Source organism: Streptomyces sp. NPDC030296, assembly GCF_055572815.1.
The window spans coordinates 157656-171065 of the sequence record NZ_JBVICQ010000016.1 but is presented as its reverse complement, the minus strand read 5'-3'; the positions used below and the strand labels follow the sequence as shown (position 1 = coordinate 171065).

Here is a 13410-nt window from a genome sequence, read left to right as displayed (position 1 = left end):
GGTATGGCGTCGCGGGCGCTGGTGATCGGTGTCGGGGCGTATGACGACGACTCCGGCATAGACGGGTATCCGACGATCGAGGCGAGCGCCCGTGCGTACGGGGCGGCGCTCGCCCGGGACCCGCAGTGGGGCGCGGAGGCCGGCGCCGCCGTGCTGGAGCCCGAGCGGACCCGGACCGCGGACGGGGTGATGCGGGCCCTCCATGACGCGGCCGCCGCCGGGGAGGGCCCCCAGGACACCCTGCTCGTGGTGTACGTCGGGCACGGCGCCTACTGGCAGGACGTACCCGGCGGGCAGGTCCACTTCGCGGTCGGCTCGTCCCGGATCAACGAGCCCTGGACCTGGCTGTCCGCCTGGTACGTGTACCGGGCCATCAGGAAGAGCAAAGCCGGCCTCAAGGTGCTGATCGCCGACTGCTGCTACTCCAACATGCTGCCCCACCTCGGACCAGAGTCCGCGCTGCCGGGCGCCCTCGGCACCCGCTACCAGGGCACCTGTGTCCTCACGGCGGTCGGCGGCACCGTCCACAACGCCTGGGCCGACGCCTGCGCGAATCTCCCGAGCCCCCTCGACACCTGCACCCCGTTCAGCGGGCATCTGCTCAACGTCCTCGGCGAGGGCATGCCCGACCACCCCGACGACCTCACCCTCGGCGCGCTCCGCGCCGGGATCGACGAGAGCATGCAGGAGTGCGGGGTCCACCACGCACCCCGGATGCTGCTCAACGACGCCTCCGAGGCGGCCACCCTCTTCACCAACCACGCGAAGGGCCGCCGGCCCCGGGCGCGCGTCCTGGACACCGTGGACGGCTGGGTCCGCGAGCTGCTCCTCAACGGGGAGCGCAACCTGCCCGACCTGATGCGCCGCCCCGACCTCGCGGGCCGGGTCGTCGTGCGACTGAAGGCGGGCGACGAGCAGAGCCGCGAGCTGGCCCACCGCGTGGACCGGCGGGCCGCCGAACTCCTGCCCGACCCCGTCGACTTCGTCAGGTACTGGGGCGAGATCGAACCCGCGATGCTGGGCGGCGGATGAGCGGCACCCACGGCCGGGCGGCCGGCCGCCGGACCGAGCACCTGTTCCAGCTGGACCTCGCCGAGTCGCTCAACGAGGCGTACGCCTGGGTGGCGCGGATCCAGGTCGCCCAGTTCGTGGGCATCCTGAGCCGGATGCGGGAGGAGCACCGCGAGGCCATGGCCATGCGGGCCCTGCACGCCTTCGCACTGCGCCGCCCCGTCCACGAACTGGTCCGGCTCGCCGACCACTTCGACGGGCGGGACGCGGTGATGCTGATGGCGACGGCGGCCCTGTCCCGGCCCGTCGGCGAGGCGGCCGAGCTGGCGCTGATGCAGTACGAGGCGGAGTCGGGCGGCGAGCGCGCCCCGATCACCGCGAGCATCGTGCACGACGTGGCCTGCCAGCGCACCGCGTTCGACGTGGCGGTGTTCGTGCGGGTCCTGGAGCAGCGGGAGCCGACGCTCGCCAAGCGGACCGTACAGGTGTTCGCGAGCCCCGGTTCAGGCCGCACCAACCTCGACAAGGCGCTGCTGCACACCGCGCTGCGCGACGAGGGATGCCACCGCGAGGCCGACCGGCTGCTCGGGCTGACCCTGCGGGCGATCGCCGACAGCCCGCCGGGTGCCGCCGGGCCGGGTGGGGCGGGCGAGGAGGGTGAGGAGATGGCCGACCTCGCGGGCGCCTTCCAGCACCTCAGCCCCGCCGGGCGCGTCCTGGAACGCTGGGTCGAGGAACGGCTGAACGCCTCGGACGCCACGGAGGTGGAGCGCACGAGGGAGTTGGTGGCGCGGCTCATCGCCCGGCGCGGCGCCGGACACGACGCCCTCGCCGAGCACATCGGTCGCACCGCGCAGCCCCGCCACGTGGTGAAGCTCTGCGCGCTGCTCGCCAGGGGCGACACGGCGTCCCCCGCCAAGTGCGCCCTGGTGCGGCGGTACGCGGCCGGGCACAAGAACGTGCAGGAGCTCGCCGTGCTGGTGACGTTCTGGCACAAGGAGCCGGCCCTGACGCGCACGACCCGTGACCTGCTGACGGACATCGTGGCGGGGCCCGGCGGTGCGGGGGCGGGGCCCGGCGGTTCGGGGGCCGTGCCCCGCACACTGAACGAGTTGCGGCAGTTGGACGAGTGGCTGCGGGTGGAGGACGCCGACCCGCAGTGCTCCCGGATGCTGGGGCACGCGGCCGCCGTGCATGTGGAGGGGCGCTCCGGCGCCGACCTGGTGACCCTGCTGGGCCGGGTCGTGCGCAGCCGCGACCGGACCCGCGCCGCGGACACGGTGGGACGCCGGCTCGCCATGGCCGTGATGCGGCCGGACGCGGATCGCGACCGGTTCGCGGACTGCCTGCGCGCGCTGCACGACGCCCGGTACTCCGTCGCCGTACGCGCCGCGTGCCGTGAACTGTCCGACCCCTCCCACGCGTTGACGGTCGACGCCGCGCTGGTCGCCGACGTCGCGGGACGGCTGCACCGCGCCGGGCTGCACAAAATCGCCTGGACCCTGCTCGAACGGCTGCTGGAGAACGAGCAGTTGGTGACCCCGGCCGATGTGGTCGAGGTCGTCGGCGGGGTGCTCGCGCTGCCGCTGCCGGACGCGGAACTGCTGCTGCGCGCCACCGTGGGCCGCTGGTCCGACGTCGGTCACCGCGACGACGCGGTGACCGCGCTGCGCGACGCCGGGCGGCGCGAGGCGGCGGAGTGGGTCATCAAGTCCCTGCGGTGACCGCCGCCCTCGGCTCCGGCTCCGCCTCGCGCCGGGGGCCGGGCAGGGTCGGCGGTACGGCGGCCATGTAGCGGCGGCACGCCGTGACCAGCAGCGGGAAGAGGACGGCCGCGGAGAGGGCGGCGACGGGCAGGGTCACCAGGCCCACGTCGGGGAAGTGCTCGTCCAGGGCGTCCCGCAGGCCGGTGCACAGCACGAGCACCGCCAGATGGGTGAGGAAGAGGAGCACCGGCCGTACGGCGGGGTCGTCGGGGCGCGCGAAGCGGGAGACGTGGTCCCGGGCGTCGTAGCGGCGCAACAGGCGTCCCAGGAACGGCAGGTCGAGCCGGGCCAGCAGGGGCAGGCCGAGCAGCAGGGCCGAGCCCACCGCGACCGCGGCCATGCCCCGCCACACCTTGCCCCACCCGGCCTCGTGTATCACCACGGCGATCGCGACGAACGCGGTGGCGGACAGCACCAGGTGCAGTACCCGGCGTGCGCCCGGGAACCCCGGCGGCTTCAACGCCACCAGGACGACGCCCGGCATGGCGTACACCACCAGCGCCGGCACGCTGTTGAGGGCGACCAGGTCCTCCCAGCTGCCCTTGACCAGCAGCAGCATCACCAGGCCGATGGTGAAGTTGACCAGCAGGATCATCCAGAACGCGTCGATCTCGGCGCCCCGGAACCGGAACGACGCCCGCCGGGCGGTCTGCAGCCCCCGGTGGGTGAGGTGGGCGCGGCTGAGGGCGGCGACCTCGCGGGTCAGGGCGTGGGTGAAGACGATCCCCGAACCCATGGGGGAGAGTACCGCGTTCAGCCGGATCAGCCAGACCAGCCACATCCCGCCCAGGGCCGTGGCGAACTGGGCGTACGGGGACGCCAGCATGTTGCCGGTCAGCTCGCCGCAGAGCCGACCGAAGATCCATTGGAGCGCCGTGTACAGCACGAACGCGCCGACGAGCGTGCCGTACACCGCCCACCGCAGCCGGGCGGCCTCGCCCCTGCCGCGCCGTTTGACGTTGCCCGCGAAGTCCAGCGGGGCCTGGAAGCCGATGTACGCGTAGATGATGCTGCCGCCCAGCACCATGTACAGGAAGTCCTGCGGCTTCGGATGCCCGGCCCTCGCCTGGAGGGCCGCCTTGGTGTCCTCCTGTCCGCTGAGGTACCAGACGTCCTTCGGCACACAGCTGTGCGCGGTGTCGAGCGTGTAGCGCCACAGGCAGACCACGATCAGCACCGGGATCAGGACCTTCACCACGGTGACCACGAGATTCAGCCGGATCAGCCGGCGCTGCGGCAGCAGATTCACGGCCATGATCAACGCCAGGAACGCCACCGCGCACAGCAGACCGCTGTTCGACAGGTCGTAGGGCCGGGCCACACTCCCGCCGAGCCCGCCGGCCCCCTCCAGCCGGTCCCCGTTCTCCAGCAGCCACGGGTACTTGTACGCCAGCCCGCGGACCATGGCCGCCGCCTCGCTCGCCGGGTTCGCCGCGTAGACGATCCACAGGCCGGCGGCCACGACCGTGGCCACGAGCGGCCCGGCGGCCTGGAGCGGCAGGAAGATCAGCCCGCCCGTCTTGGGCACGGCGATGCCCAGTTCGACCATCACGGCGGCGATCAGCAGCATCAGCGCCCCACCGGCCACCCACCCCCATATGGCGCCCGCGCCGAGCCCCCAGAAGGCGGGCCCCGCCGCCAGCAGCCACCCGGAGCCCACCACACCCCCGGCGGCCAGGCCCACGAGGTCGAGGGTGGACAGACGGCGTCGCTCGTCCGCGGCCTCCGCCGTGTTCTCACACGTGAGGTCACGCTCCCCCGTAAGACCCAACGTCATCCCCCTTTGACCTGAGTACCGGCGCGCACTGCCCTCCTCGCAGGTTACGCACGCGCGGACACGCATGGTGAGACGAATGACGCGATCGTCACCGCGCAAGGGAGCGGATCGTTACGGTGCGGGGGAGCGGCGCCGCCGACGGTACGTCGGTAAAGGGGGTGCCGGGGCGGGCGTAGCGTAGAGGTATGTCGACGTACGGATCCTTTCCCGGTACGCGGCCGCGGCGGCTGCGCACCTCCCCCGTGATGCGCCGGATGGTCGCCGAGACACGGCTGCACCCGGCGGACTTCATCCTCCCCGCGTTCGTGCGGGAGGGGGTCGGCGAGCCGGTGCCGATCGCCGCGATGCCGGGGGTCGTGCAGCACACGCGCGACAGCCTGAAGAAGGCCGCCGCGGAGGCCGTCGAGGCCGGGGTCTCCGGGATCATGCTGTTCGGGGTGCCGGAGGACGCCAAGAAGGACGCCCTGGGCACCCCGGGCACGGACCCGGACGGGATCCTCCAGGTCGCGCTCCGCGACGTACGGGCCGAGGTCGGCGACGAACTGCTGGTGATGTCGGACCTGTGCCTCGACGAGACCACGGACCACGGACACTGCGGTGTGCTGGACGCCGAGGGCCGCGTCGACAACGACGCCACGCTGGAGCGGTACGCCGAGATGGCGCAGGTGCAGGCCGACGCCGGTGCGCACGTGGTCGGGCCCAGCGGCATGATGGACGGCCAGATCGGCGTCGTCCGCGACGCGCTCGACCAGATCGGGCGGGAGGACGTGGCGATCCTCGCCTACACCGCCAAGTACGCGTCCGCGTTCTACGGGCCCTTCCGTGAGGCCGTCGCCTCCTCGCTCCAGGGGGACCGCAAGACCTACCAGCAGGACCCCGCCAACGTGCGGGAGTCGCTGCGGGAGTTGGCCCTCGACCTGGAGGAGGGCGCCGACATGGTGATGGTGAAGCCGGCCGGCCCCTACCTCGACATCGTGGCGAGGGTCGCGGACGCCGTGGACGTGCCGGTCGCCGCGTACCAGATCTCCGGGGAGTACTCGATGGTCGAGGCCGCCGCGGAGAAGGGCTGGATCGACCGGGAGCGGGCCATCCTGGAGACGCTGACCGGCATCAAGCGGGCCGGCGCGCAGAACATCCTCACCTACTGGGCCGTCGAGGCCGCCCGCATGGTGCGCTGAGCGGGCGGTGTCCCCGCACGGGGGCGGCCCCGGGCGACGCGGCGTGCGTCGGCCGGGGCCGTTTCCCGTCATGGGGCGTTCGGTCAGTACATCGTTCGGTCAGTACATCAGGGCGTCGTCGATCGTCGACTGCCAGTACGTGACGGCCAGGGTGCTGTCGTAGTAGACGCCCTTGGCGGGGAGGGACGGGGACGCGACGGCGCCGCCGTTGCTGCCGGGCTTCGAGCCCTGGAAGCGGAGGGTGACCTTCTTGGCGGTGGTGCCGTTCTCGCCGCTGCCGTCGGCGGCCGAGAGCAGGACGCCCGCGTAGCCGGACTCACCGGGGGCGAGGGTCACCACGGCCTGCGGCTGGGACTCCTCCATGACGCGCGGGGCCCACTGGACCTCGTCGAAGCGGACGGTCGGGTAGTAGAACAGGTCGCAGACCTTCGTGCCGGTGTTCTTGACCGTGATGAGCATGTGGTTGAGGGGGCGGGCGACCGGCTTCATGGTCACGGCGGTGTTCGCCCCGTTGCAGGTGACCCGGTTCGCGGGGTCGAACGGGTCCCCGCCCTTCTTCGACGCCTGGTCCACGGTGCCCTTGCCCTGGCCCGCGCCCTGGCCCTGCTGCCCCCCGGCCGCGGAGGTCTCGGCGCCCGTCTGCCCGTTCGGGGACGTCTTGTTGCCGCCCGTGCCGGTGCCCGTGCCCTTGCCCGCGTCCGTCCGCTGGGAGCCCTCCGAGGTGGACACCGAGGCGTGCGCGGCGCCCTCGTCCTTCATGCCCGTGCCGTCGCCGCAGGCGGTGAGGGAGAGCGCCGCGAGGGCCGCTCCGGCCGCGACGAGCAGACGGGAGGGGCGGACGGTGCGGGCGGTGCGGTACGTACGCATGACGGAGTCCCTTTCGGACAAAGCCGGTGGAGAAGGCTGAGAACAAGTGGTCGAACGCGCGCCGCTCGACCGGACTTTCGGGAGCGGCGTGTTTGGATGACCAGAGCTTGCGGGGTGATCCGTCCCGGCCGCCACCTCCGGCGGGCTATCAGGGACGCTGGAATGCTCGCAACGCCTGTGACCTGGGCGAACGTCCCTTCCCTGGAACGCGGAACGGGACGCCGGTGATGTGAGGGGACGGAGAGAACGTGTCGGGGAGCGGTGCCGGGAACGGCATGGCGGCTGGTTTCGCGGAACAACTGCGGGAGTTGAAGGAGCGCTCCGGGCTGAGCTACGGGGTGCTCGCCAAGCGGCTCCACATGAGTACGTCGACCCTGCACCGGTACTGCAACGGGGACGCCGTACCGACGGACTACGCGCCCGTGGAGCGGCTGGCCCGCCTCTGCAGGGCAACGCCCGCGGAACTGGTCGAGCTGCACCGCAAATGGGTGCTCGCGGACGCGACGCGCGGACGCAAGGGGAGCGATCTCCGTGCGCCCGGCGGGGATTCCGCGGCGGCTTCGGACGGGGGCGCGGTCGCGCACGAGAGGCCGGCCCCGGTGGCGGGCACAGGGGACGCCGCCGGCGAGCGCGAGACGCCGACACCGGCGGAGGCCGTGCCCGCTGGGGCCTCCGGGGCCGCCGGGGCCGCCGGGGCTGGCGAGGCCGCCGGGGACCCCATGTCCGAGGGCGAGGTCGTCGAGGGCGGCCCGGGGGCCCGGTCGTTCCGTACGGCTCCCCGGCCACGTCGGCGGGCCCGGGTCGCCCTCGTCGCGGGTGTGGCCGTCGCCGCGCTGGTCGGTGCCGTCACGCTGGCGGTGAGCCTGCCGCCGGGCGAGTCCGGGGACGACGGCGGTCGCCGCTCCCTCGCCGACGTGCCCGCCGGGGACCGGCTGGAGAAGGGCTCACCGTCCCCGTCCGACGCCTCGCCCTCACCCTCCGGGAGTGAGACGGCCGGGAAGGGCGCGAAGGACGGCAAGGGGGCGAAGGGCGACGGGAAGGATGCGCCCGCGTCCGCCGGTGCGGCCGGCCCGAAGGGTTCCGGGGCGGGCGGCGGTGACTCCGCGTCCCTCGACCCGCCGTTGTCCGTGAAGGTGGAGCCGTACCTCTGGGAGAGCCCGTGCGACCAGCGGTATCTGGTGAACCGGCCGCCCACGGACGTCCCGGAGCCGCCGCCGGAGCCGGACGCGGCGTCCTGGGTGGCGCGGACGGGGGCGGTCTCGTCCGGCGGGCAGTACCTGAGGCTCACCGTCCAGGGCACCGGCAAGGAGACGGTCGTCGTGAACAGCGTCAAGGTCCGCACGGTCGCCAAACGGCAGCCCCTGGCCTGGAACGACTACATCATGGGGTATCCCGGTGTCGGGTGCGGGGCCGGTGTGCCGACCCGGTCCTTCACGGTCGCCCTCGACGCCGCGCGGCCCGTCGTCAAGCCCGAGGCGGGGAGCAGGGACTTCCCGTACTCCGTCAGCGAGTCCGACCCGGAGGTGTACTTCATCAAGGCCGACGCCTCGGTGTACGACGTCAGCTGGTACCTGGAGGTCATGTGGTCGTCGGGTTCCCGCAGCGACACGCTGAAGGTGGACAACGGCGGCCGACCGTTCCGCACGAGCGGCAACAACGGGCGCCCGGCCTACGAGTACCCGCTGAACGGGAAGCAGTGGGTGAAGGAGGGCACGACCCTCGGCGGGGACGGCTGAGCCGGGGCGGGGAAGGCGTCCGGATTTCGGCGTTGCGAACTCCCTTTTACGGCTAGGTTGTTGTGCGTTCAATGACACCCCCAGGAGAGGCTTCATGGCCGGAGACGCGCTCAGCCAGGACCCCGCCGACCTGCGGAGGAGGATCGACACCACCAAGGCGCACCCGGCACGCGTCTACGACGTCTTCCTCGGCGGCAAGGACAACTACCCCGTGGACCGCGAGGCGGCCGGCGCGGCGCTCGCGGCCAATCCGCGCGGCTACCTCGACGTCCGGCACAACCGGGACTTCCTGCGCCGAGCCGTGAGCACGCTCACCAAGGACGAGGGGGTCCGGCAGTTCCTCGACATCGGCACCGGGCTGCCGACCGCCGAGAACGTCCACCAGATCGCCCAGGACATCACCCCCGGCACCCGGGTCGTGTACGTCGACAACGACCCCGTGGTCCTCGCGCACGCCCGCGCGCTCCTCACCAGCGGGCCCGAGGGCGCCACCGACTACATCGACGCCGACTTCCGGGAACCGGCCCGCATCCTCGAAGAGGCCGCCAGGACACTCGACTTCGACGAGCCGATCGCGCTGTGCCTGGTGGCGCTGCTGCACTTCGTCGAGGACGAGGTCGCCTACCCCGCCGTACGCGAACTGGTCGAGGCGCTGCCCGCCGGGAGCCGGCTCGTCCTCACCCACCTCACGGAGGACCTCAACCCGTCGAAGATCCGCGCGGTGCGGGACACGTACACCAAGCGGGGGTTCACCTTCGTGCTGCGCTCCCGGGACGAGGTGGCGCGGTTCTTCGAGCAGAGCGGGCTCGTCGTCGACGAGCCCGGCGTCGTTCCCGTCCATCACTGGCGGTTCGAGGGGGGCGCGCCGCTGCCTCCCGAACTGGAGCCGCACACGTCGGCCGCGCTGGACGACATCGAGAAGGTCCGCTACCGGGACATCAACGACGTGACCGACGCGGACATCAACGTGTACGCGGCCACCGGCCGGAAGGGCTGACCGCCCTCCTCGTCCGACTTCGAAGGAGTGTCGCAACGCGGACCAGGTCAGCAACCGCACGGAGGCAGCTCTGCGGCGGCCAGGCGATCACCGTTCACAGGCGGAGCATCCAGGACCCGCACCGCGGCGAGGTCCCGGCGCAGGTCGGCGCCGGCTGACTCGGGAATGACCACGGTGGTACGGCCTAGCGCGGTCAGCTGGAAGAGCTGTGTCGGATTCCGTATCTCCGCGCCCGGTCCTTCCGGCTAGCTGCCGCCGGGACCGGGCCAGCGGGCCATCGGGAGCTCCGGCAGTGCGGTGACGTCGGCCATCCGGACCTCGGAGCGGGCGGCGAGCGGGTGTGAGGCCGGCACCAGTACGCCAAGGAGCTGAGCGGCACCAACGTCCTGATCAACAACGCCTGCCCCGGTTACGTGGCCACCGACCTCAACGGATTCAGGGGGACGCGGCCCCCGAGCAGGGCGGCGATCGCCGTCCGGCTGGCGACCTTGCCGGACGACGGCCCGACCGGTCAGCTGTTCGACGACAGCGGCGTCGTGCCCTGGTGACCTGACCTTGGGCCGGGTGATCGGTCCACTGGCGGCCGCCCCGCCTCCGTTCAGCTCAACCCGTGGCGAACCATGTCTCCGCCAGCGCGTCCAGGTCCTTGCGGGGTGGGGTCGGGAGCCTGTGCAGGTACCAGTTCAGGTCGCTGTAGACGTGCAGGAGGGTGTACGCCATCAGTTCCCGGGGGTCGAACGGGGGCTGGCCGTACGCCTCGTAGAAGAGTTTGAGGAGGGCCGGGTCGGCGGCGGTCAGGAACAGGCCGACGCTGACGAAGTCGTACGCCGGCGCGCCGATCATGGCGGGCTCGAAGTCGAACAGGCCGGTGAGGCGCCAATCGTCGTGCGGGTCGACCGTGAGGTGCTCGCGCATCAGCTCCGTGTGGAGCAGCACCGGCCGGGCGGGGGCGGTGAGCGGCACCGAGTGCAGGAAGTCGGGGATCTGTTCCAGCCACGGTTCCGCCAGGCCCCCGCCGGCCTGCTGCTCGACCGCGGCCGCCCGCTGACCGGCCAGGAACCGCGACCAGTCGGGCGGTCCGACGACGGAGGCCACCGGGCCCGGATCCAGGGCGTGCAGGGCGGCCAGGCACTCGGCGGTATCCGCGACGATCCGCTCCTGGTCCGCCCTCGGGATACGCGGCCAGGCCTCGTTGAGGTCCTCGCCGGGCAGCCGGGACATCAGGACGAAGCGCCAGCCGTTCTTGTACTGGTCGGCGGCCTGCAACCGGGGCGTGGGGATCGGCAGTCGCCCCCACAGATGGGACAACAGCCGGGCCTCCCGCACGGCTTCCGACGCTTCGAAGCCCGGATAGAGCTTCAGGACGAGGGCGTCACCGACCGCGTACACCGGCAACGAGCCCTCGGGGAAACGCACGATTCGCGCGCCTGCGAGACCGAGTTGAGCACAGAGATCCTGGGCGGCCGGTCGCAGCAGGGCCTCGTCACCGACGACTTCTTCCAGTTCGTCGTTCGTGTCCACGCTGGGCAGCATGCGCGCAGCCTAGGGGTACGAGGCCGCGTCCGTATCGCGAAACCGGTGGATGTAAGGGGCATGCATCTCTCTAGAGTGAGGGCATGGGCGGAGCCGAACCGCCCTGAATATGCCACTACGGGTGTGGGGTGGGTGCTGTGGACGCTGTGCGGGCCATGAACGACGTGGGATTTGTCGGGGGTTCGATGGTTGCGGGCGAAGTGCGCGCCGGGTCGGACGAGGTCGCCGCGGCGCCCGTGCCGGGTCTCGCCGAGCGCGTCACCTCCGTCGGGGGTTCCCCCGTACGGGACATCCTCGCCGTCACCTCACGGCCCGAAGTCGTCAACTTCGCGGGCGGTCTGCCGGCCCCGGAGCTGTTCGACACCGAGGGGATGGCGGCGGCCTACCGGGACGTGCTCGCCGGGTCGGCCGGGCGCGCGCTGCAGTACGCGACGACCGAGGGCGAGCCGGTGCTCCGCGAGGCGCTCGCCGCCCGGTACGGCGCCCGGGGGCTGCCCACCGACGCCGACGGGGTGCTCGTCACCACCGGGTCGCAGCAGGCGCTGTCGCTGCTCGCCACGGCGCTCCTCGAACCGGGCGACGTCGTCCTCGTCGAGGACCCCTGCTACCTGGCCGCGCTCCAGGCGTTCCGGCTCGCGGGGGCACGGGTGCTGGCCGTGCCGGGCGACGCGGACGGTGTCGACCCCGACGCGCTGGCCGCACTGGTGACGCGGACCCGGCCCAAGCTCTTCTACACCGTGCCCACCTTCCAGAACCCCACCGGGCGCACCCTGCCGGCCGAGCGGCGCGCGGCCGTCGCCTCCGTCGCCGCGCGGCTCGGGCTGTGGATCGTCGAGGACGACCCGTACGGCGAACTCCGCTTCGAGGGGGAGCGGGTGCCGTGGATCGCCTCGTGCGCGGGTGCCGAGGACCGTACGGCGCTGCTGGGCTCCTTCTCCAAGGTGATGGCGCCCGGCATGCGGCTGGGCTGGCTGCGGGCGCCGGCCGCGCTGCGGCGGGCCTGCGCGGTCGCCAAGCAGGCGGCCGATCTGCACACGCCGACCGTCAACCAGCTCGCCGCGGCGCGGTATCTGGCCGACCGGGACCTCGACGCCCACGTGGCCCGCGTCGCGGCGGCGTACCGCGAGCGCCGCGACGCGATGCTCTCCGGGCTGGCGGGGGCGCTGCCGGAGGGCTCCGTCTGGAACCGTCCCGAGGGCGGCATGTTCCTCTGGGCGCGGCTGCCCGCGGGGTACGACACGACGGCACTGCTTCCGCGGGTGGTCGAGCACGACGTGGCGTACGTGCCGGGGGCGCCGTTCTATGCGGGCGCCCCTGACCGCTCGACGATGCGGTTGTGCTTCGTGACGCAGGCGCCGGGGGAGATTCGGGAAGGGTTGCGGAGGCTGGGGGAGGGGTTGGGGGCCTAGGAGCTCGGGGGTTCGTGCGCGTCGGCGGGTGCGGGTGGTTCGTGGTTTCTCGCGCAGTTCCCCGCGCCCCTGACAAGCAGGGGCTGCGCCCCGTGCTTTTCATGAAGGGGCGGGCCGCGGGCCCGTGCCCTTCAGGGGCGCGGGGAACTGCGCGATCAGCCCCCACCGGCCCGCAGCTGCAGGCCCCTCAGTCCCACCAGAACGTCCACGTGTCCGCTTCGAGCAGCGTCTTCGCGTACGTCTCGCGCGTCGCGTCGCGTGGGCCCTGCAAGATGTTGTCGGGGCAGAAGGCGAAGTGCTCGGCGGCCAGGTGACGGGCCTCGGCCTCCGTGGTGGGCGGGGTGGCCACCGAGACGGTGAGGTGGTCGAAACCGAGGGCGACGACGCGTATGCCGAAGCGGTCCTCCCAGGAGCGCAGGACGGCGCACAGGCGGGCCACGTCGCTCTCGTGGTTCAGCGGGCCGCCCCAGCCGATGGCCGCCGGGATGTCGGCGCTGCGGCGGGCCGGGACCAGCGCGAGGCGGGGTTCCTTGAGCCGCGCACGGCCGGCCAGGAGCGCGTCGGCGACCTCGGCGGCGAGGGCGTCCGGGTCGGGGTCGCCGTCGTCCGGGCCGGCGGTGTCCACGAGCCCAGGCCAGTCCTCGGCGCCCGCCCCGTCCCCGGCCGTGTCGCCGCCCGGCGCGACGGTGTCCCAGAGGTCCGCCAGGACCTCCTCGGGGTCGTGGTCACCGGGGTACGACATCTCGCCCGGCATCAGTTCCCATCCCTCCGGGCCGCCCTGACCGTCCCCGACGTCCAGCAGCACCGGGAGGAGGCCGGCCGTGCGGCGGGCGGGCTGCGCGGCCGCCCAGGCGCCGGGCTCGGCCGGCTCGTCCGCGTACCACAGCAGCGGCTCGTGCCACGGCCCCTCGTCCGTCGTGTCGATCAACCGGCCGGGCGGAAGGGGCCGTTCCAGCCCGAGGGAGCGGCCGGTCGGGTCCGCCGCGAGGCCGGGCAGCGGGTTGGGAAGTGTCGCCATGCCGCGACTGTAGGGCCGGGCACTGACAACGGGTCCGCAGGGCGGCCCGGGAAGGCCCCGCCGCCTCGCGGGCCGCCGCTCCGCCGTGTCCCAAAGGGCAATGCCCCAAGAGACGATT

General features: G+C 72.9%; 10 protein-coding genes and 2 pseudogenes. 7 read left to right on the top strand and 5 right to left on the bottom strand.

The annotated features are described in order from the left end of the window. Window positions 1–3: 3 nt before the first annotated feature. Both ACZ4Z3_RS35755 and ACZ4Z3_RS35750 read left to right on the top strand, forming a co-directional pair. Window positions 4–1032 (top strand): hypothetical protein, encoded by a 1029-nt coding sequence (locus ACZ4Z3_RS35755; protein ID WP_055712897.1) that lies wholly within the window; start codon window positions 4–6, stop codon window positions 1030–1032. Next, entirely contained in the window at window positions 1029–2735 is a 1707-nt protein-coding gene (locus tag ACZ4Z3_RS35750) for a hypothetical protein (protein WP_468504947.1), read from the top strand. The genes ACZ4Z3_RS35755 and ACZ4Z3_RS35750 overlap by 4 nt, the downstream gene beginning before the upstream one ends. Here ACZ4Z3_RS35750 and ACZ4Z3_RS35745 read toward each other — a convergent pair. Continuing rightward, complete coding sequence (locus ACZ4Z3_RS35745; protein WP_468504946.1) at window positions 2719–4554, bottom strand: APC family permease; 1836 nt, start codon at window positions 4552–4554, stop codon at window positions 2719–2721. The genes ACZ4Z3_RS35750 and ACZ4Z3_RS35745 overlap by 17 nt on opposite strands. A 185-nt stretch (window positions 4555–4739) precedes the next feature. Between ACZ4Z3_RS35745 and hemB the strand changes: the two genes are divergently transcribed. Then, window positions 4740–5732, top strand: coding sequence for a porphobilinogen synthase (hemB, locus tag ACZ4Z3_RS35740; RefSeq protein WP_468504945.1), 993 nt, complete (start codon window positions 4740–4742; stop codon window positions 5730–5732). A gap of 99 nt (window positions 5733–5831) precedes the next feature. Here the strand turns inward: hemB and ACZ4Z3_RS35735 are convergent, their stop codons facing one another. Further along, complete coding sequence (locus ACZ4Z3_RS35735) at window positions 5832–6599, bottom strand: DUF4232 domain-containing protein (RefSeq protein WP_468504944.1); 768 nt, start codon at window positions 6597–6599, stop codon at window positions 5832–5834. A gap of 275 nt (window positions 6600–6874) precedes the next feature. Here ACZ4Z3_RS35735 and ACZ4Z3_RS35730 point away from each other — a divergent pair, with 275 nt between their 5' ends. Then, window positions 6875–8335, top strand: a complete 1461-nt coding sequence (locus tag ACZ4Z3_RS35730; protein ID WP_468504943.1) for a helix-turn-helix domain-containing protein — start codon at window positions 6875–6877, stop codon at window positions 8333–8335. Between the two features lie 94 nt (window positions 8336–8429). Further along, complete coding sequence (locus ACZ4Z3_RS35725; RefSeq protein WP_468504942.1) at window positions 8430–9332, top strand: SAM-dependent methyltransferase; 903 nt, start codon at window positions 8430–8432, stop codon at window positions 9330–9332. Here the strand turns inward: ACZ4Z3_RS35725 and ACZ4Z3_RS35720 are convergent. Further along, window positions 9298–9688, bottom strand: a pseudogene (locus ACZ4Z3_RS35720) (hypothetical protein); the annotation flags it as partial. The gene ACZ4Z3_RS35725 and the pseudogene ACZ4Z3_RS35720 sit on opposite strands and share 35 nt — an antisense overlap. Here ACZ4Z3_RS35720 and ACZ4Z3_RS35715 point away from each other — a divergent pair. Then, a pseudogene (locus ACZ4Z3_RS35715) lies at window positions 9686–9880 on the top strand (dehydrogenase); the annotation flags it as partial. The pseudogenes ACZ4Z3_RS35720 and ACZ4Z3_RS35715 overlap by 3 nt on opposite strands. Window positions 9881–9935: 55 nt before the next feature. Here the strand turns inward: ACZ4Z3_RS35715 and ACZ4Z3_RS35710 are convergent. Continuing rightward, window positions 9936–10865, bottom strand: a complete 930-nt coding sequence (locus ACZ4Z3_RS35710) for a phosphotransferase family protein (protein WP_468504941.1) — start codon at window positions 10863–10865, stop codon at window positions 9936–9938. Window positions 10866–11050: 185 nt separating this feature from the next. Between ACZ4Z3_RS35710 and ACZ4Z3_RS35705 the strand changes: the two genes are divergently transcribed. After that, window positions 11051–12274: an aminotransferase-like domain-containing protein gene (locus ACZ4Z3_RS35705; RefSeq protein WP_468504975.1), complete on the top strand. Its 1224-nt coding sequence runs from the start codon at window positions 11051–11053 to the stop codon at window positions 12272–12274. Window positions 12275–12461: 187 nt separating this feature from the next. Here the strand turns inward: ACZ4Z3_RS35705 and ACZ4Z3_RS35700 are convergent, their stop codons facing one another. Then, complete coding sequence (locus ACZ4Z3_RS35700; RefSeq protein ID WP_468504940.1) at window positions 12462–13292, bottom strand: DUF4253 domain-containing protein; 831 nt, start codon at window positions 13290–13292, stop codon at window positions 12462–12464. Between the last annotated feature and the right edge of the window lie 118 nt (window positions 13293–13410).